At 62.7% G+C, this 18,813-nt stretch carries 15 protein-coding genes; 11 read left to right on the forward strand and 4 right to left on the reverse strand.

Annotated elements, in window-relative coordinates; translation table 11 throughout:
• Positions 1-13: 13 nt before the first annotated feature.
• From urtB to ureC, 10 genes are all read left to right on the forward strand, one after another.
• Positions 14-1,516, forward strand: coding sequence for an urea ABC transporter permease subunit UrtB (gene urtB / locus M2394_RS11945; protein WP_259172627.1), 1,503 nt, complete (start codon positions 14-16; stop codon positions 1,514-1,516).
• Positions 1,516-2,583 carry an urea ABC transporter permease subunit UrtC gene (gene urtC / locus M2394_RS11950; protein WP_259172628.1) on the forward strand — a complete coding sequence of 356 codons (1,068 nt, stop codon included), beginning with the start codon at positions 1,516-1,518 and terminating at the stop codon, positions 2,581-2,583. Before urtB ends, urtC begins: the two co-directional genes overlap by 1 nt.
• 8 nt (positions 2,584-2,591) lie before the next feature.
• On the forward strand, positions 2,592-3,413 hold the full coding sequence (urtD, locus tag M2394_RS11955) for an urea ABC transporter ATP-binding protein UrtD (protein ID WP_178918420.1): 822 nt from the start codon (positions 2,592-2,594) through the stop codon (positions 3,411-3,413).
• Positions 3,414-3,546: 133 nt separating this feature from the next.
• Positions 3,547-4,245, forward strand: a complete 699-nt coding sequence (gene urtE, locus M2394_RS11960) for an urea ABC transporter ATP-binding subunit UrtE (protein WP_176997078.1) — start codon at positions 3,547-3,549, stop codon at positions 4,243-4,245.
• A 30-nt stretch (positions 4,246-4,275) separates the two neighbouring features.
• Positions 4,276-5,115 carry an urease accessory protein UreD gene (locus M2394_RS11965; RefSeq protein ID WP_259172629.1) on the forward strand — a complete coding sequence of 280 codons (840 nt, stop codon included), beginning with the start codon at positions 4,276-4,278 and terminating at the stop codon, positions 5,113-5,115.
• 175 nt (positions 5,116-5,290) lie between these two features.
• Positions 5,291-5,593, forward strand: coding sequence for an urease subunit gamma (gene ureA, locus M2394_RS11970; RefSeq protein ID WP_003171437.1), 303 nt, complete (start codon positions 5,291-5,293; stop codon positions 5,591-5,593).
• A 9-nt stretch (positions 5,594-5,602) separates the two neighbouring features.
• A complete protein-coding gene (locus M2394_RS11975) occupies positions 5,603-6,115 on the forward strand; it encodes a GNAT family N-acetyltransferase (RefSeq protein ID WP_259172630.1) in 513 nt (170 codons plus the stop codon).
• A gap of 5 nt (positions 6,116-6,120) precedes the next feature.
• Positions 6,121-6,654, forward strand: coding sequence for a GNAT family N-acetyltransferase (locus M2394_RS11980; RefSeq protein ID WP_178918417.1), 534 nt, complete (start codon positions 6,121-6,123; stop codon positions 6,652-6,654).
• Positions 6,651-6,956 carry an urease subunit beta gene (locus tag M2394_RS11985; protein ID WP_178918416.1) on the forward strand — a complete coding sequence of 102 codons (306 nt, stop codon included), beginning with the start codon at positions 6,651-6,653 and terminating at the stop codon, positions 6,954-6,956. Before M2394_RS11980 ends, M2394_RS11985 begins: the two co-directional genes overlap by 4 nt.
• 112 nt (positions 6,957-7,068) lie before the next feature.
• Complete coding sequence (ureC, locus tag M2394_RS11990; protein ID WP_178918415.1) at positions 7,069-8,769, forward strand: urease subunit alpha; 1,701 nt, start codon at positions 7,069-7,071, stop codon at positions 8,767-8,769.
• Here ureC and M2394_RS11995 read toward each other — a convergent pair.
• Both M2394_RS11995 and M2394_RS12000 read right to left on the reverse strand, forming a co-directional pair.
• Positions 8,766-14,507 carry an NEL-type E3 ubiquitin ligase domain-containing protein gene (locus M2394_RS11995; RefSeq protein ID WP_259172632.1) on the reverse strand — a complete coding sequence of 1,914 codons (5,742 nt, stop codon included), beginning with the start codon at positions 14,505-14,507 and terminating at the stop codon, positions 8,766-8,768. The genes ureC and M2394_RS11995 overlap by 4 nt on opposite strands.
• A gap of 164 nt (positions 14,508-14,671) precedes the next feature.
• Positions 14,672-15,607 carry a DnaJ C-terminal domain-containing protein gene (locus M2394_RS12000; RefSeq protein WP_178918414.1) on the reverse strand — a complete coding sequence of 312 codons (936 nt, stop codon included), beginning with the start codon at positions 15,605-15,607 and terminating at the stop codon, positions 14,672-14,674.
• Positions 15,608-15,845: 238 nt separating this feature from the next.
• Here M2394_RS12000 and M2394_RS12005 point away from each other — a divergent pair, with 238 nt between their 5' ends.
• A complete protein-coding gene (locus tag M2394_RS12005) occupies positions 15,846-17,114 on the forward strand; it encodes an Hsp70 family protein (RefSeq protein WP_178918413.1) in 1,269 nt (422 codons plus the stop codon).
• Between the two features lie 141 nt (positions 17,115-17,255).
• Here M2394_RS12005 and M2394_RS12010 read toward each other — a convergent pair whose 3' ends face one another.
• Together M2394_RS12010 and M2394_RS12015 are read right to left on the reverse strand one after the other, a co-directional pair.
• A complete protein-coding gene (locus M2394_RS12010) occupies positions 17,256-18,269 on the reverse strand; it encodes an AI-2E family transporter (protein WP_178918412.1) in 1,014 nt (337 codons plus the stop codon).
• Between the two features lie 194 nt (positions 18,270-18,463).
• Positions 18,464-18,769 (reverse strand): PsiF family protein, encoded by a 306-nt coding sequence (locus M2394_RS12015; protein ID WP_178918411.1) that lies wholly within the window; start codon positions 18,767-18,769, stop codon positions 18,464-18,466.
• Between the last annotated feature and the right edge of the window lie 44 nt (positions 18,770-18,813).

Here is an 18,813-nt window from a genome sequence, read left to right on the forward strand (position 1 = left end):
AGGACACTTTGTTATGCCCACTGCCCTGTACCGCTTCATCCTCACGGCCCTGCTTGTGCTGCCCTTCGCAGCACACGCCAGCGACGCCGACGACTTCCTCGCCGCCAACCCCAGCCAACAAGCCAAACTGCTCCAGGACTGGGCTGCCCAGCCGGATCCAGCGCGCATCGAGCTGGTGGACGCTCTGCAACAAGGCCAACTCACGGTCAACGGTGAAACCAAAACCGTGCGCCTGAACAACCGCCTGCGCAGCCTGATCGACAACGTACAAGCCAGCCAGCAATTGCTCGCCGCCGACCCCAAGGTGCGCCTGGCCGCCGCAGTAACCCTGCAAAAAAGCGCACAGCCTGCGCAGCTCAAATTCCTCGACCAGCAGGTCGCCGCCGAGACAAACGAGGACGTGCACACCGCCCTCAGCCTGGCCCTGGCCAACCTGCAACTGGTCGACCCTGACCCCGTGGTGCGCCTCGCCGCCGTGCGTCTGCTCGGCAGCACCGGCGACCCGCTGGCGCGCACGCGCCTTGAAGCGCTGCTCGCCCCTGGCGTCGAAGCCAACGCCGCCGTGCACACCGCCGCCGAGACCAGCCTGGCCCAGGTCAAGCGCAAACTGATGTTCGGCGAAATCCTCGGCCAGGCCTTCAGCGGCATGTCCCTGGGTTCGATCCTGCTGCTGGCGGCCCTGGGCCTGGCGATCACCTTCGGCCTGCTCGGCGTGATCAACATGGCCCATGGCGAGATGCTGATGCTCGGCGCCTACTCCACCTATGGGGTGCAGTTGTTGATGCAGCGCTATGTGCCTGCCGCCATCGAGTTCTACCCACTGATCGCACTGCCGGTGGCGTTTTTTGTCACGGCCGCCATCGGCATGGCGTTGGAACGCACGGTGATTCGCCACCTGTATGGCCGGCCGCTGGAAACCCTGCTGGCCACCTGGGGCATCAGCCTGATGCTGATCCAGTTGGTGCGCCTGGTGTTCGGTGCGCAGAACGTCGAAGTGTCCAACCCCGAATGGCTGTCCGGTGGCATCCAGGTGCTGCCCAACCTGGTGCTGCCGTACAACCGCATCGTGATCATCGCCTTCGCACTGTGCGTGGTGGTGCTGACCTGGCTGCTGCTGAACAAGACGCGCCTGGGCCTGAACGTGCGGGCCGTGACCCAGAACCGCAACATGGCCGCCTGCTGCGGCGTGCCCACTGGCCGCGTGGACATGCTCGCGTTCGGCCTGGGTTCCGGCATCGCGGGCTTGGGCGGCGTGGCGCTGAGCCAGATCGGCAACGTCGGCCCGGACCTGGGCCAGAGCTACATCATCGACTCGTTTCTCGTCGTGGTGCTTGGCGGTGTCGGCCAGTTGGCGGGGAGCGTCATGGCCGCCTTCGGGCTGGGCATCGCCAACAAGATTCTGGAACCGCAGATCGGCGCCGTGCTCGGCAAGATCCTGATCCTCGCGCTGATCATTCTGTTTATCCAGAAACGCCCGCAGGGACTCTTCGCACTGAAAGGACGGGTGATCGACTGATGAACCAGCCATTGATGCTCACGGCCACGCAAAAGGCCGGCCCCAAGGTGACGATTGCGGTGGGCGTGATGATTCTCGCCGTGCTGCTGGCCCTGCCGCTGTTGTCGTTGTTACCCGCAGAAAATGCCCTTCATATCTCGGCCTACACCCTGACCCTGGTGGGCAAGATCCTCTGCTACGCCATTGTCGCCCTGGCCCTGGACCTGGTGTGGGGCTACGCCGGCATGCTGTCCCTCGGCCACGGCCTGTTCTTCGCCCTTGGCGGCTATGCGATGGGCATGTACCTGATGCGCCAGGCCTCCGGCGATGAGCTGCCGGCGTTCATGACCTTCCTCTCCTGGACCGAACTGCCGTGGTACTGGGTGGGCACCGAACACTTCCTCTGGGCGATGTGCCTGGTGGTGTTGGCGCCGGGTCTGCTGGCGCTGGTGTTCGGCTTCTTCGCCTTCCGCTCGCGGATCAAGGGCGTGTATTTCTCTATCATGACCCAGGCCCTGACCTTTGCCGGGATGCTGCTGTTCTTTCGCAACGAGACCGGTTTTGGCGGCAACAATGGCTTTACCAACTTTCGCAGCATCCTCGGCTTTGGCATCACTGAACCGGGCACGCGGGCAGTGCTGTTCGTGGCCACGGTGTTGCTGCTGGTGGCGAGCCTGTTCATCGGCTGGCGCCTGGCGCGCAGCAAGTTCGGTCGGGTGCTGACCGCCCTGCGTGACGCAGAAAACCGCCTGATGTTCTGCGGCTACGACCCACGCGGCTTCAAGCTGTTCGTGTGGGTATTGAGCGCGGTGCTGTGCGGCTTGGCCGGGGCGTTGTATGTGCCGCAGGTGGGCATCATCAACCCCAGCGAAATGTCGCCGACCAACTCCATCGAAGCCGCCGTGTGGGTAGCCCTGGGCGGGCGCGGCACCTTGATCGGCCCGCTGCTTGGCGCCGGCGTGGTCAATGGCATGAAGAGCTGGTTCACCGTGGCCTTCCCGGAATACTGGCTGTTCTTCCTCGGCGCGCTGTTCATCATCGTCACCCTGTACCTGCCCAAGGGCGTGATCGGGCTGCTGAAGAAGTGAGAAACGTGATGCTCGAACCTATTCTCGACGCCGGCACCGGCCGCGATGCCATCGGTATCGGCCAGGCGGCAGGCCCAGGCCTGAACACCCGGCACGGCACCATCCTGAGCCTGGAAGACATCAGCGTCAGCTTCGACGGCTTCAAGGCGCTCAACAACTTGAACCTGTACATCGGCGTGGGTGAGTTGCGCTGCATCATCGGCCCCAACGGCGCGGGCAAGACCACGCTGATGGACGTGATCACCGGCAAGACCCGCCCCAGCCATGGCACGGCCTGGTTTGGCGAACACCTTGACCTGACCCGCCTGAGCGAAGTGCAGATCGCCCAGGCCGGCATCGGCCGCAAGTTCCAGAAACCCACGGTGTTCGAAGCCCTGAGCGTGTTCGAGAACCTGGAACTGGCGCAGAAGACCGATAAATCGGTGTGGGCCAGCCTGCGCGCACGCTTGAGCGGCGAACAGAAAGACCGTATCGAGGAAGTGCTCGACACCATCCGCCTCACCGCCTCGGCGCAGCGCCCGGCCGGGTTGCTGTCCCATGGCCAGAAGCAGTTCCTGGAAATCGGCATGCTGCTGATGCAAGACCCGCAGCTGTTGCTGCTGGACGAACCAGTGGCGGGTATGACCGACGCCGAAACCGAGTTCACCGCCGAACTGTTCAAGCGCCTGGCGGGCAAGCACTCGCTGATGGTGGTGGAGCACGACATGGGCTTTGTCGGCTCGATTGCCGACCACGTCACCGTGTTGCACCAGGGCAGCGTGCTGGCCGAAGGCTCGCTGGAACAGGTGCAGGACAACGAACGGGTGATCGAGGTTTACCTCGGCCGCTAACCCGGACACGGACTGCTTTATGTGGGAGCTGACTTGCCTGCGATAACGATGTTGACTGACACACCGCCATCGCAGGCAAGCCAGCTCCCACAGTTGATCCGGTTCCAATCAGGGAACCGAGGAGAATGTGAAAATGCTGCAAGTCGACAAGCTGCACCAGTATTACGGCGGTAGCCACATCCTGCGCGGGCTGTCTTTTGACGTGAAGGTCGGCGAAGTCACCTGCCTGCTCGGGCGTAACGGCGTGGGCAAGACCACCTTGCTCAAATGCCTGATGGGCCTGCTGCCGTCCAAGGAAGGCGCAGTGACCTGGGAAGGCAAGGCCATCACCGGCTTCAAGCCGCACCAGCGTGTGCACGCCGGCATCGCCTACGTGCCCCAGGGCCGGGAGATTTTCGGGCGCCTGACCGTGGAAGAAAACCTGCTGATGGGCCTGGCACGGTTCCCCGGCTCCGAGGCCAAGGAAGTGCCGGCGTTTATCTACGAGCTGTTCCCGGTGCTGCTGCAGATGAAGCATCGCCGTGGCGGCGACCTGTCGGGCGGCCAGCAACAGCAACTGGCGATCGGCCGCGCTTTGGCCAGCCGACCGCGCCTGCTGATCCTCGACGAACCCACCGAAGGCATCCAGCCGTCGGTAATCAAGGAGATCGGCGCGGTGATCAAGAAGCTCGCGGCCCGTGGCGACATGGCGATCCTGCTGGTGGAGCAGTTCTACGACTTTGCCGCCGAATTGGCCGACCAATACCTGGTGATGTCCCGTGGCGAAATCGTGCAGCAGGGCCTGGGTGAAAATATGGAAGCCGAGGGTGTACGCGGGCTCGTAACGATCTAATCTGTAGCGTCCTGACGATAAGCACACACCATGAACCTGCCCGTTACCCCTGCCCTGTTCACCCCCAGTTGGCACGCCGAGCTGGAGCTCGGTTATGCGCGTTTCGGCGACACCACGCGCCCGGTGATGCGCCGCCACCTTGGGCCGCTGCGGGTGCAAAAGCACCTCTACGCCGAAGGCCCCGAGGTGTGCCAGCACATCATCGTGCACCCGCCCGGCGGCATTGCCGGCGGTGACCGCCTGGACATCAGCGCCCGCATCGGCGCGGAGGCCTGGGCGCAGTTGACCAGCCCTGGCGCGGCCAAATGGTACCGCGCCAACAGCCCGGCCTATCAGCAACTGGACCTCACCGTGGAAGCCGGTGCCACCCTGGAGTGGCTGCCCCAGGAAACCATCGTGTTCAGCGCCGCCCAGGCCGAACTCACGACGCGCATTGAGCTGCAAGGCGACGCCCGGCTGTTTTACTGGGACGTGGTCGCCCTCGGCCGCCCTGCCAGTGGCGAGCGTTTCGACCTCGGCCACTTTCAGTCGCACCTGGATATCCGCCGCGACGGCCAGTTGCTCTGGCATGAGCGCCAGCGCATTGTAGGCGCCGACGGTCTGCTCGACTCGCCCATCGGCCTGGATGGCCAACCGGTGTTCGCGACGTTGTTGCTGACCGCTGATATCGAGCCTGAATTACTTGAGCAATGCCGCGCCCTGCCCCATGGGGTGCGCGGTGACTTGACGCAATTGCCGGGTTTGCTGGTTGCCCGTTGCCTGGCCAGTGAAGCGCTGCATGCACGGGCCTGGTTGATTGATTTATGGCGCCTGTTGCGTCCGGCCGTCCTCGGCCGAGAAGCGATTTCACCGAGAATCTGGAGCACATGAAGATCAAAATGTGGAACCTGCTTCCTGTGGGAGCTGGCTTGCCTGCGATGCAGACGGCTCGGTGTTTCTGGTTGACCGAGGTGATGCCATCGCAGGCAAGCCAGCTCCCACACAAGCCCACGCCCACATTGGATCTCCAGTGTTTTTATGAATGTTGTTTGAAGGACCTTGAACCATGGACCTGACCCCACGGGAAAAAGACAAACTGCTGATCTTCACCGCCGGCCTCGTCGCCGAACGCCGCCTGGCGCGGGGTGTGAAGCTCAACTACCCGGAAACCATCGCCTACATTTCCGCCGCCTTGATGGAAGGCGCCCGCGACGGCCGTACCGTGGCCGACCTGATGCACTACGGCACCACTCTGCTGAGCCGCGAGCAAGTGATGGAAGGCATCCCGGAAATGATCCCGGACATCCAGGTGGAAGCCACCTTCCCCGACGGCACCAAGCTGGTCACCGTCCACCAACCGATCGCCTGAGGTGCGAGCATGATTCGTGATGCAACCGAGCAGGACCTGGCGCAGATCCGCGACATCTACAACGACGCGGTGCTCAACACCACGGCGATATGGAACGAACAACCGGTGGACCTCGCCAACCGCCAGGCGTGGTTTAACGCGCGCCAGGCCCAGGCCTACCCGATCCTGGTCGCCATCGATAACGATGAAGTGACTGGCTACGCGTCGTTTGGCGACTGGCGCCCATTTGAGGGTTTTCGCTACAGCGTCGAACACTCGGTGTACGTGCGCAACGACCAGCGCGGCAAGGGCCTCGGCCCGCGCCTGATGGAAGCCCTGATCGAACGCGCCCGCGCCTGTGGCAAACACGTGATGGTCGCCGCCATCGAAAGCGGCAACCAGGCCTCGATCCGCCTGCACGAACGCCAGGGCTTTATCACCACCGGGCAAATGCCCCAAGTGGGCATCAAGTTCGGCCGCTGGCTGGACCTGACCTTCATGCAACTGACCTTGAACCCGGGCGCACAACCGCCCAAGGAGTGACGTCGATGAGCGCCGCACAACTGCGTCGAGTCAATGCTGAAAGTTTTGCCCACTACCGCCTGGGCTTGATCGAACTGTTGCTGGACGCGGTAAAGCATGGCGCCTCGGTGGGTTTCATGGCCGACATCGATGAGGCCCAGGCCCGCGATTACTTCACCGGCGTGCACACCCAACTGCAAGACGCCAGCCTGCTGCTGTGGGTGGTGGTGCGCGATGAACAAGTGATCGCTAGCGTGCAATTGGCGCTCTGCCAGAAAGCCAACGGATTGAACCGCGCCGAAGTGCAAAAGCTGATGGTACACAGCCAGGCACGTCGCCACGGCCTGGGCCAGCAATTGATGAACACACTGGAACTCGCCGCGCGCCAGCACCAGCGCGGCTTGCTGTACCTGGACACCGAAGCCGGCTCGCCGGCCGAAGCCTTCTACCAGTCGCTGCGCTACACCAAGATCGGTGAGCTGCCCGACTACTGCCAAAGCCCGGACGGGCGTGCACACCCAACCGCCATCTACTTCAAGACCTTGGGGCAACCTTCATGATTCCTGGTGAATACCTGATCCAGCCCGGTGAGATCGAACTCAATGCGGGCCGCCGCACCCTCACTCTGAGCGTGGCCAACAGCGGCGACCGACCGATCCAGGTGGGTTCGCATTATCATTTTTTCGAGACCAATGACGCGCTGACGTTTGACCGTGCGGCCAGCCGGGGCATGCGCCTGAATATTCCGGCGGGGACGGCGGTGCGGTTTGAGCCGGGGCAGAGTCGGGAGGTGGAGTTGGTCGATTTGAGCGGGGGCCGGCGAGTATTTGGGTTTGCCGGCCGAGTCATGGGCGACCTGTAGGGCCCCATCGCAGGCAAGCCAGCGCCCACATGGGAACGCATTCCAAATGTGGGAGCTGGCTTGCCTGCGATAACGATTTCATATTCAACACAACTTTTCAGGGCACTCTCACATGAAAATCACCCGCCAAGCCTACGCCGACATGTACGGCCCCACCGTCGGTGACAAGGTCCGCCTGGCCGACACCGAGCTGTTCGTCGAAGTCGAACAGGACTTCACGATCTACGGCGAAGAAGTGAAATTCGGCGGCGGCAAAGTCATCCGCGACGGCCAGGGCCAGAGCCAGTTGCTCGCCCATGAGGTAGTCGACACCCTGATCACCAACGCGCTGATTATCGATCATTGGGGCATCGTCAAAGCCGACGTCGGCCTCAAGAACGGCCGCATCCACGCCATCGGCAAGGCCGGCAACCCGGATGTGCAACCCGGCGTGACCATGGCCATCGGCGCCAGCACCGAAGTGATTGCCGGCGAAGGCATGATCCTCACCGCCGGCGGCATCGACACCCACGTGCACTTCATCTGCCCGCAGCAAATCGAAGAAGCGCTGACCAGCGGCGTGACCACCATGATCGGCGGCGGCACCGGCCCGGCCACGGGCACCAACGCCACCACTTGCACCTCCGGGCCGTGGCACTTGGCACGCATGCTCCAGGCCAGCGACTCGTTCCCGATGAACATCGGTTTCACCGGCAAGGGCAATGCCAGTTTGCCGGAGCCGTTGATCGAGCAGGTCAAGGCCGGGGCCATCGGCCTGAAGCTGCACGAAGACTGGGGCACCACGCCCGCCAGCATCGACAACTGCCTGAGTGTCGCCGACGCATACGACGTGCAAGTGGCGATCCACAGTGACACCCTCAACGAGTCCGGTTTCGTCGAAACAACGCTGGCCGCCCTCAAGGGCCGCACCATCCACACCTACCACACCGAAGGTGCCGGTGGCGGCCATGCGCCGGACATCATCAAGGCCTGCGGCTTCCCCAACGTGCTGCCCAGTTCCACCAACCCAACCCGCCCGTTCACCCGTAACACCATCGACGAACACCTGGACATGCTGATGGTCTGCCACCACCTGGACCCGAGCATTGCCGAAGACGTGGCCTTCGCTGAAAGCCGCATCCGCCGCGAAACCATTGCCGCCGAAGACATCCTGCATGACCTCGGCGCGTTCTCCATGATCAGCTCCGACAGCCAGGCCATGGGTCGCGTTGGCGAGGTGATCACGCGCACCTGGCAAACCGCCGACAAGATGAAAAAGCAGCGCGGCCCGCTGCCTGGCGACGGCTCCGGCAACGACAACTTCCGCGCCAAGCGCTACATCGCCAAGTACACCATCAACCCGGCGATCACCCACGGCGTGAGCCACATCGTGGGCTCCATTGAAGTGGGCAAATGGGCCGACCTGGTGCTGTGGCGCCCGGCGTTTTTTGGCATCAAGCCGACCCTGATTCTCAAAGGCGGTGCGATTGCTTCAAGCCTGATGGGTGACATCAACGGCTCGATCCCGACGCCGCAACCGGTACACTACCGCCCGATGTTCGCCAGCTTCGGCAGCTCGCTGCACGCCACCAGCCTGACCTTTATCAGCCAGGCCGCCCAGGACGCCGGAGTGCCCGAAGCCCTGGGCTTGAAGAAGCAGATCGCCGTGGTCAAGGGCTGCCGCGAGGTGCAAAAAACCGACTTGATCCACAACGACTACCTGCCGGACATCGAGGTCGATCCACAGACTTATCAGGTCAAGGCCGACGGTGTGTTGCTGTGGTGCGAGCCGGCGGATGTGCTGCCGATGGCCCAGCGGTATTTCCTGTTCTAGCGTACTTCATTGCCTGCCCGGTTCTCAGGCGGACCGGGCAACGGGTGCTCCTGGAGTTCGGTGCGGGTCAGGGTTTCAATCAAGCCAGCCTCGGCAATCCCCAGTTGGCTCTGCAGTGCCTGGGCCTGGGTATCATAGGCGTCCCGGGACAGTTGCCCGGCCTCCACCTGCTCCAATAACGCCGCCAGTTGCTCGTGATACGGCTTGCTTTGCGCCTCGAACTGCGGGCGGTACTTGTGGGCCACGTAGTCTTTCCAAAAGTCCCTGGACAATAAGCTCTGGAACTCTTCAGGCGAGTTATTCAACCCCAGGATGCGCGCGCGCGTGGCATCCAGCACCGGCTGACTGACCTTGCCCATGGCAATGAACCGCGCCTGATCCGGCTGGCCCGGCAAATCAAGCTGCTGCTCTCCCTTCAACCCGTAGCGATAGGCGAGGCGCACCTCCACTTCTTCAAGTTGCTGGATCCTCGACTGCTTCTGCACCCGTGTCAGATCAGGGTCATGGTTGATGGCCGCCGTGCGCTGGGCAATGTCTTCCAAGGCGGTCTTTTCCACTTCATCCAGACGGAACAGGCCACGGGCCAACTGCAACAGGGCAGGCCCCTGCGTCGCCTCGGTCGCCCCGGCCTTGGCACGGTAGACCATCTGCATGATTTCCAGGTTGCTGAACGACAGCGCGGCGCGGTCACAACACGCAGCGCGCCCCGCCCAAGTGAACATCTCCTCGCGCAAGGCTTCGGACTCGGTGTTGGGTTCGGTGATGCTGTCGATCACCTCCCACACCCGCCGTTGCAGGTCAGCAGGGTCGGCAGATGCGTTCATGTCGGCCAGCATCTGGAAAAAACCCGGGCTGCATGGATCGTCGTGCAGGAGGCTCCACTGCCGGGCCCGAGCGGCCACCTGGTCGGGGTTCAGGCCTCGGGTCCAGCGCTCGAACGGCACGCCCAATGGCCTGGCCACCACTGGAGAACGCAGGCCCAGGGCGGTAGCGACGAGCCTCGGCGGCCGACCTGTCTGAACAAGCTCCTCCTCCAGCAACCGAGCGTTATAGACACGCACCTGTTGCAACGTGGCTTCGGTGAAGGGGTTGTTGTTGACGTTGGTGATCGTGGACAAGCGTGCAGCGTGAGGCAGTTGCTCCTCTAAGGGGTCGATGAGGTCAACCGGCAGCGTGGTCAATTGGTTATTGGCCAGGTTGATATCGTCCAGCAAGGCCTGGCTGCCCAGCCCCACAGGCCAGTGGGGAAGGTCGGTGCCACTGAGGTGGACCGAGCGGATGTCGGGGATGCGGCTGAAGTCCGGGGCCATGCCCAGGGGGTTGTTATCCATCCACAGTGCCCTGAGGGTCGTGCGCTCAGACAGGATCCGCGTGGTTTCAGGGGTCAGGCGAATTGAGTTGTTGTCCAGGAACAACCGCGTCAGGCCATGCATTTCACCCACCGCTGGCGGCAGTTCACGTAACGCATTGTTCGACATATCCAACCAGCGCAAACCACGAAAGCCGCCGAGAAATCCTTCCGGGGAGGCGCTCAACTGCATGCGTGTGAGCCGCAATGAACCGACATGGCTGAAGTCCGCATCCAGGTCCGGCAGGCTGGACAACGTCAGGTCACTGAGGTCCATTTCCAAACCGATGGGTGTGCTGTCGGCGGCAAACTTCATCGGGGTTTCCTGGCGCCAGCATGCCAGGATGCGGGTACGGGCCATGACGCGGTCGTCACGTTGGGCAAGGTTATCCATTACCTGGTTCATGCGAACGTAGCGCTGACGCGCACCACCACCGGAAAACACCCAACTGTCCAGTTGCGCCTTGAGGTCGCTGTATTCCTGGAACTGGCGAGACAACTGCACCTCGGCGTCTGCCCCCAGGTTCCAGATGTGCTGCCGGCATCGGCCAATATCGTAATTAGGGTTCATCTGCCGCACTTGGGCGATTGAGGGAGATTCCACCGAGAAACTGTCCCCGCGACCGTTGAGCAACAGCTCGGGATGGCTCTGGGACAAGCGTCGCCAATAATCGTCCAGCGCCTGTTCCGCCTGGGCGGATAAATGATTGCCCCTGATCGACGTGACCTGGTTGATCTTGATCATTTGCTCAGCGTACTCGGCCGGCGGCTCCAGGTGCTCGGGCGGGATCGTACGCAGGTGGTTGTCCTCCAGGTTGAGTTCGCGCAGGCCACTCTGATCCCGCAACCCGGTGGGCCAGTGCTCCAGTTCGGTGTTCCTGAGGAACACGTACCTCAAGTGCGGCATGTTGCTCAAATCCGGGGCCAGACCGAGGGGGTTCTGCGACAGGTCCAGCCACTCCATCCGATTGAGGCGCCCCAGTTGCTCCACAGCCTGAGGCGTCAAGCGAATCCGATTCTTGCGCAACTGCAACTGAGTCAGTTGATTCATCTGCTCCAGGCCTTCGGGCAGTTCGCTGAGGGCTGCTTCGCGGATACTCAGGCGCTTGAGCTGCCTGAAGTTATTCAGGAAGGTCTGGGCGTCGCGGTTCCACGGCGTGTTGGCCAACTCCAGCGCTTCGACATGGCTGAAATCCGCCGTGAGCGCAGGCAGGTTGAGCGGATGGCCAGGGACGATGCTGAGGGTGCTGGTCTGGCGACGCCAGCAACGCTTGATCGCATCAGCGAACGTCTTGACGTAACCTCCCTGGCGATCAAAGGCAGTGAAGCTGACCGGCGGAGCGTTGTCACGCACCCAGTGCTTGAGGTCACGCTCCAGGGTGGCGTATTCGTCCTCCAGGCGCGACAACCCGCTGCGCACCTCGGCCCCCAGTGAGTGCAGCAAGGCCTGGGTCTGGTCCGCGGTATAGTCCGGGAACAGCCGGCGCACGCGTTCGGCCGGTGAGCGCAGGGCGTTGGCGGCCGCGTCCATCAGCTGCCGTACACCACGTCCGCCGCCGAGCAAGCGCATCGAAGGGTCGTAGGCCGGCTTGCGCAGCGGCTGTTCGAGCAACGCCGTGCGCAGGTTCGCGCGCGAATCGGTACCCAGGGCTTGCAGGCGCGGGGTGTCGGCGGTGGCCAGCGACTCGACGAACAGCCCTTCCCAGGCGCGGGTCAGGCGCAACTCCTGGACCTGCCATTGGGCCTGCTCCTGCACGTTGGGCGGCAACTCGCCAGCGCTGCGAAAACGCTGCAACGCGTCGTCATTGAGGGTTTTGAGCAGGTGCTCGGCCATCGCGTTCGGCAGGCTGGGGAACTGCCCCTGGAGTCGCATGACATCGGGGTTGGCGCTGAAATTGCGCGCCTTATAGTGCTCCTCCACCAGCGCGCTTTCAAAGGATTGGGCCTGCGCACCAAGGTAGTGGCGCAGTTGGCGTGCGCGCTCGGGCAATGACTCACTCGCCTGGCCGGGAAACTCGCTTAACGCCGGATCATCCGCTTGAAAGTAACCCAGGACCTCTTGCAACAACTCCCCACGCGCTTGCGCCCCCTCGGCAAGCACTATCGCCTGACGAGGCTGGCCGGGCAGTACCGGATCACTCCAGAGCTGAGTGCCATCGCGTTCGAGCACCACGTACGATCCGCCCGGCAGCATGCCCCGGCGGCGCAACAGATCCATTTGCAGCATCGGGTCGGCCTTGGCGTACACCAAGGCACTCTCCGACCTCAGTTGCGCAATAAAGTCCGCCACCTCGTCCGCGGCCTTGAAACGCTGCAACGTGTCAGCCAGCGCCAGGGGCACCGGCTCCTGATCCAGATGCCCGGCGCGCAAGGCATCGGCTTCGATGCCGCTGGCCTCACAGGCCTGGCGCAGGCGCTCGGCGCTCAGGCCTTGCGCCGGCTGCCCCAGGCGGCGCTGGGTCGTCGGGGCATCCCAGGTCAACGGGTGTTCAAGCTCATGCTGCCAGGCACCCTCATGGTTATGCGCCAGGCGCGGCGCGTAGGCCTGCGGACGGGTCGGGTGCTGGATGCGATATTCAGCGGCTTGCGCGTCGTAGGCCACGGCAAAGTGGTCGCCCTCCAGCGGCAACACGCGTTGCCCTTGATGGGCATACAGGCCCAGTACGTCCGGCTTGGCATCCGGCGCCAACTGCACCGGCAGTTTGTAGGGGGCAAGATCGGCCTTCCACAGTTTCTGCTGGCCGTCGGGCAGTCTCACAGGCTCAAGTTTCTCGATCACCGCCGGAGTGTTTAACGCTTTGCGCACCACCCGGCCCCCTGCCGCCATCACACCGATAAACACCAGGTTTTCGGCCACGTCGGTCAAGTGTCCCAACGCCGCCTCGCGGTCGCCCTCATGCCACTCCACCACGCCTTCGAAGGCGTCGTACAACAGCTGCGCAGCCATCACCGCCATCATCACCTCCCCGAGCCCCGGCACAAACATCGACACCAGGTTCAGCGCCAGCAGCCCGGCACTCTCCAGGGCGGCGATCTTCCTGGCGCGCACCGCCGCGTCCACATCCGCAGTGGGCACCGCATGGCCCCGCGCATCGGCGATCAGCTTGTCGCGCAGCGTGTCGAAGTTATCCCCCCAGAGCTCGACGTTGGCTTGCCACAGCTCACGCTTGGCGATGACCTGGATGTAAAAGTTAGGATCCTTGATCGGTTCACGTGCAGTTGGCGCAGGGGGCAGTTGTTTTGGGCCGATGAGCAGCGAGAGGATTGGCGAGACGAACGGCAATAGGTGTTGCCCGGTGCGCGCGGTGCCGTAGGGGTCACGGGGCTGATCGGACGCGTCCTCGGTGAGGCGCCGCAGGTAGGTCGGCTGGTCGGCGTAGGCGATAGTGTTCTTGAGAAATCCTTGATAGGCCGTCAGCCCCGCGCCCACCTTGGCGTCCTCCATCAATTGGCGGGTCAGCTCCGCCTGCAGGTCTTGAAGGCTGGCGTATTTTTTCAGCGGGTGCAGCGGGTCGTGGGGGATGTACACCAGCACCTCGTCGGCGTGCTGGTGTTTGTCCACGGCAACGAACGCGGTACAGCCCGACAGACGAAGGCCCATCAGGCTCAGGTCGTTGAACCAGACCGGTTTGCCGTGACTGCGGATCTCCTGGTCACCCGTGATCACCGCACCGATCACCGCATAGTCGTCCGGCCCGATGTCCTGCTTGAGCAATGCGGTGTAGGCGGCCGCTTGAAGGGCGTCTTTCTGGGCCTGGATCACCAGGCCGCGCAGGCCGCTGGCGTTGTGGAAAAACGCCGTCAGCCGCGCCTGGTACTGCGCACCGATGTCCAGGCGCCGGCACAGGTCCAGGAAGCTTTCGATGCTGATCCCCACGGCCGCACTGGCGTCATGTTCAGCCGGCCCGCTTTTGAACCGTGACGCAGAGGCAAAGGCACCGGGGGCGCATTCGCTCTCTTCGAAATTGTGCAACGCCGCTTGCAGCAGGCTCAGGGTCAACACCGAAAAACTACCGACGCGGAGACCAAACGCGCCCAGTTCCACAGGCTTGCGCAAGTCCACGTAGGTGTTGTCCAGGTCAGGCTCGATCGCGAACTGCGCCTTGAGTGCCGCGGCCAGTAACGGCTTGGCAAACGCCTCGGCACTGGGCAGGTCGGCCATGGCCTGGTCAAGGGCATTTTGCGAGTGCGCGCAGGCACTGGTGTAGTGCTGCAACTGACGACGTTCGCTGCCGTCGAGGCCGTCGAGCCAATCGACTTCATGGGTGGGCGCGCCCTTGAAGGCGTCGCGGGTGGCGGCCGACGCCTGGGTCAACCAGGTGGGCACTTTTTGCTTGATCACCTCGTAGGCCGCGGTTTGCGGCTCGAGGCTGGGTGTATCGATGGGCATGGGTGACTGCTCACTGCTTCAAAGGAAGCATCAGCAGACCATGCCCGGCAGCCTTCGCTGCGGTAGGTAGTTAGCTCGTCAGGCGGGTGCCGACAGGACGTTTGGCCGCGGTGTCGCTCCGATCAAGGCAGCCGCGCTGGATAGCCAGCGCGGGGCCGTTATTTTCAGAAGTGTTCCCGCGGATTGAACGCGGCTTTTTTCGCCAGTTCCTGCCACAACGCGATGGTCTCGTCGTCGGCCTGCTTGGGCATCACGGCCTTGAGCTGGATGTACAGGAACCCACGCTCGCCGGCCTTGTTCAGCAAGCCATGGCCCTTGGCACGCATGCGCTGGCCGTTCTGGCTACCCGCCGGCACCTTGAGGTTGATCTTGCCGGTCAGGGTCGGTACAGCCACTTCCGCGCCCAGCGCCAGTTCCCAAGGAGCCAGTGGCAGGTTGATGACCAGGTTTTCACCTTCGACTTCAAACTTCGAATGCGGGGCAAACTTGATAATCAGGTACAGGTCGCCATTGGCGCCGCCACCGATTCCCGGGGCACCCTGTGCCTTGAGGCGGATGCGCTCACCGTCGGCCACGCCGGCGGGGATCTTCACGTTCAGGCTCTTGGTGGTGTTGGTCACGTGACGGCCCGAGGCGTCGTACTGCGGCACCTGGAAGCTGATCTGCTTGGACTCTGCCGACAGCGTCTCCTCCAGGGTCACGGTCAGTTGCATCTCCACGTCCTGGCCCTTGCGCCCGGCAGGACGGCGCTGGCCACCACCGAAGGCATCGCCACGGGAGCCGAAGATCGAACTGAAGAAGTCCGAGAAGTCCTCACCGCCGCCGCCGCCAAAACCGCCACGGCTCTGCCAGCCCGGTGGCCCCTGGAACGGCTGGCCATGCTGGCCGTATTTGCGCAGCTCATCGTACTCGGCGCGCTTGTCGGCGCTCTTGAGCGCTTCGTAGGCTTCGGACGCGTCCTTGAACTTGGCTTCGGCGTCTTTTTCCTTGCTCACGTCCGGGTGGTATTTGCGCGCGAGCTTGCGGTACGCGGCCTTGATTTCCTTGTCGTCAGCCGTCGGCTCGACACCCAGAATCTTGTAGTAGTCTTTGAAATCCATCGGCGGTTCACCATCCTTAATCGAGATCGCACAGCCCGGGGCACAACGTGCGCTGCATTGCACCTGTTGAGTGATGTGGCCTGGGGGTGCGTCAAAGTGTTATCGGCGCTTGCCGTATGTACCCGATGTGGGGGCAAATCGCGCAGTTTCAAGCGCGATTTAACGGATGGTCGGCCTACGCATCCGTCCTCGACTGGCATACACTGCGCGGCCGTTTTTCAACCGGAACCTGATTGTCATGGAAAACCCATCCCCAGCCCGTGCCTGCGGTATCGACTTTGGCACGTCCAACTCCACCGTCGGCTGGATCCGCCCCGGCATGGAAACACTCCTGGCGCTGGAGGACGACAAGATCACCTTGCCGTCGGTGGTGTTCTTCAACTTCGAAGAGCGCCGCCCGGTGTACGGTCGCCTGGCACTGCACGAGTACCTGGAAAACTACGAAGGCCGCTTGATGCGCTCGCTCAAGAGCCTGTTGGGTTCCAAGCTGATCAAGCACGACACCAGCGTGTTGGGCACGGCGATGCCGTTCACCGACTTGCTGGCGCTGTTCATCGGCCAGCTCAAGAGCCGTGCTGAAGCCAACGCTGGCCGTGAGTTCGAAGAAGTGGTGCTGGGCCGTCCGGTGTTTTTCGTCGATGACGACCCGCTGGCTGACCAAGAGGCCGAGAACACCCTGGTGGACGTGGCGCGCAAGATCGGTTTCAAGGACATTTCATTCCAATATGAGCCGATTGCGGCCGCCTTCGACTACGAGTCCACCATCGAGAAAGAAGAGCTGGTACTGATCGTCGATATCGGCGGCGGTACTTCGGACTTCTCCCTGGTACGCCTGTCGCCGGACCGTCGCCACAACGACAACCGCCACGATGACATCCTCGCCACCGGCGGCGTGCACATTGGCGGGACCGACTTCGACAAGCAGCTCTCGCTCAACGGCATGATGCCGTTGTTCGGCTACGGCAGCCGCATGAAGAGTGGCGCCTACATGCCCACCAGCCACCACATGAACCTGGCCACCTGGCACACCATCAACTCGGTGTACTCGCAGAAATCCCAGCTGGCCCTGGGCAGCATGCGCTACGACATCGAAGACACCGGCGGCATCGACCGCCTGTTCAAGTTGATCGAACAGCGCGCCGGGCACTGGTTGGCGATGGAAGTGGAAGAGACCAAGATCCAGCTGACCCATGAAGATAGCCGCCATGTGCCGCTCGACCGTATCGAAGCGGGCTTGAGCGTGGACTTGAGCCGGGCGCTGTTCGAATCGTCGATTGACGGCCTGCTGGAGCGCGTGCGTGGCAGCGTGACGCAACTGCTCAACGACGCTTCGGTGAGCGTGGCGCAGGTGGACACAGTGTTCTTTACCGGCGGTTCCAGCGGGATCCCGGCGCTGCGCCACAGCATTTCGGCAATGCTGCCGAATGCACGGCATGTGGAAGGCAATATCTTTGGCAGTATCGGCAGTGGCCTGGCGATTGAGGCCAGCAAGCGGTACGGCTACTGAGTTTTAACTGAAAGACCGTGGCGCGTCCTTCGCGAGCAAGCCCGCTCCCACACTGACTGTGTTTACACATTTAGACTTGTGAACACAGTCAGTGTGGGAGCGGGCTTGCTCGCGAAGAGGACAGCCCAGTCACTACAAGGCTTAAACCATCCCACCGAGCTTCAGCTCGCTCTTGAGGTACGCATAATAAATCGGCCCCGCCACCACCCCCGGCAGGCCGAATGCTGCCTCGAAAACCAGCATCGCCAATAACAACTCCCACGACTTGGCACTGATCTGCCCGCCCACAATGCGCGCGTTGAGGAAGTACTCGATCTTGTGGATCACGATCAGATAGCCCAACGCCGCCACCGCCACCCAGATCGACAGCGACAGCGCCACGATAGTGATCAGTGTGTTGGACATCAGGTTGCCGATCACCGGCAACAGGCCGAGCAAGAAGGTCAGCACGATCAGGGTCTTGGTCAGCGGCAGGTGAATCCCGCACAACGGCAGCACCACGGCCAGAAAGACGGCGGTGAAAGCGGTGTTCAGCGCAGCAATCTTGATCTGGGCGAAGACAATGTTGCGAAAGGCCTGGACCAGCAGGTGCAAGCGATCGAACAGTGCGGCAGCCAGGGGTTTGCGCTTGGTCAGGTCGGGTACGCGCTGCAGGGCGATGATCGCGCCGAGCACCATGCCGATCAGCAGGGTGACGAACATGTGGGCAGCATCCTTACCCACAAGCTGCAATTCGCTCAGGTGCTTGCTCAGCCAGTCGCCGATGGCCACGCGGAACTCGGCGGCGCTGGCCGGCAGGTAGGCGTCAACGAAGGGCGGCAGTTGGCCCCGTGCGCGGTCGACCACGCCCATGAATTTGTCGAGGGAAGCCCCGGGGTTTTCCGCCTCGTGGAGCAGGAAGCTGATGGCACCGGCAAAGATCAGAGTCAGCACGCTGACGATCAAGGTGCCGAGCAAGGCCACCGCCAGCCAACGCGCACGCCGGCCTTCAATCAGCCGTTGCAGTTGGGGGGTGAGCATATTGACCAGTTCAAAAACCAGCAGGCCGGCCAGCAGGCTGGGCAGCAACTTGAGCGGCAGTACCAGCAGCAGTCCGCCGAAAATGATGATGTAGCTGGCCAGCAATATCACGTGACGCTGAGAAAACGTTGGCATACAGCCTCAAAACGAACGGCTTTAAAGGATTGGCAGTCTGCCAGCCTTGAAGGAATCAAGCGAGAACTCTGAATATTGCGAACACCGACAGTGTGGGAGCGGGCTTGCTCGCGAATGCGATGGACCAGACATTGACGTGCTGAATGACACACCGCATTCGCGAGCAAGCCCGCTCCCACAGGAGACTTGTGCTGTCAGCTACCTTTGAGACACGTGCTCATGAATGTCTTGCGTGCATCGCCAGTCAGCGCCTTGGTTTTCGCCGACGCATTGCAGTCTTTCATCTTCTGCTGTTGCGGCGTCAGGGTCTTGGCGTCGTTGGCGGCTGGGGCCGCCTTCAGGCAGGTGCTCATGAAGGCTTTGCGCTCATCGCCTTTCAAGGCCTTGGTGGTGGCGTCGGCGTTGCAGGTGGTCATCTTATTTTGCTGGGCGGTCGCGGCAAAACCTTGGGAACACAGCAGCAGGCCCATCATCAACAGCGGAATACGCAGCATCTTCATGGAGTTTTCTCCCTGTTACCGCACCGAAGGGGCGCGGCCTACCC

This window comes from Pseudomonas sp. BIGb0164 (assembly GCF_024810135.1).
GTDB lineage: Bacteria > Pseudomonadota > Gammaproteobacteria > Pseudomonadales > Pseudomonadaceae > Aquipseudomonas.

Excerpts from the sequence above, each read along its gene's own strand:
- urtB (WP_259172627.1), top strand. The coding sequence starts at position 14 with ATGCCCACTGCCCTGTACCGCTTCATCCTCACGGCCCTGCTTGTGCTG.
- urtC (WP_259172628.1), top strand. The coding sequence starts at position 1,516 with ATGAACCAGCCATTGATGCTCACGGCCACGCAAAAGGCCGGCCCCAAG.
- urtD (WP_178918420.1), top strand. The coding sequence starts at position 2,592 with ATGCTCGAACCTATTCTCGACGCCGGCACCGGCCGCGATGCCATCGGT.
- urtE (WP_176997078.1), top strand. The coding sequence starts at position 3,547 with ATGCTGCAAGTCGACAAGCTGCACCAGTATTACGGCGGTAGCCACATC.
- M2394_RS11965 (WP_259172629.1), top strand. The coding sequence starts at position 4,276 with ATGAACCTGCCCGTTACCCCTGCCCTGTTCACCCCCAGTTGGCACGCC.
- ureA (WP_003171437.1), top strand. The coding sequence starts at position 5,291 with ATGGACCTGACCCCACGGGAAAAAGACAAACTGCTGATCTTCACCGCC.
- M2394_RS11975 (WP_259172630.1), top strand. The coding sequence starts at position 5,603 with ATGATTCGTGATGCAACCGAGCAGGACCTGGCGCAGATCCGCGACATC.
- M2394_RS11980 (WP_178918417.1), top strand. The coding sequence starts at position 6,121 with ATGAGCGCCGCACAACTGCGTCGAGTCAATGCTGAAAGTTTTGCCCAC.
- M2394_RS11985 (WP_178918416.1), top strand. The coding sequence starts at position 6,651 with ATGATTCCTGGTGAATACCTGATCCAGCCCGGTGAGATCGAACTCAAT.
- ureC (WP_178918415.1), top strand. The coding sequence starts at position 7,069 with ATGAAAATCACCCGCCAAGCCTACGCCGACATGTACGGCCCCACCGTC.
- M2394_RS11995 (WP_259172632.1), bottom strand. The coding sequence starts at position 14,507 with ATGCCCATCGATACACCCAGCCTCGAGCCGCAAACCGCGGCCTACGAG.
- M2394_RS12000 (WP_178918414.1), bottom strand. The coding sequence starts at position 15,607 with ATGGATTTCAAAGACTACTACAAGATTCTGGGTGTCGAGCCGACGGCT.
- M2394_RS12005 (WP_178918413.1), top strand. The coding sequence starts at position 15,846 with ATGGAAAACCCATCCCCAGCCCGTGCCTGCGGTATCGACTTTGGCACG.
- M2394_RS12010 (WP_178918412.1), bottom strand. The coding sequence starts at position 18,269 with ATGCCAACGTTTTCTCAGCGTCACGTGATATTGCTGGCCAGCTACATC.
- M2394_RS12015 (WP_178918411.1), bottom strand. The coding sequence starts at position 18,769 with ATGAAGATGCTGCGTATTCCGCTGTTGATGATGGGCCTGCTGCTGTGT.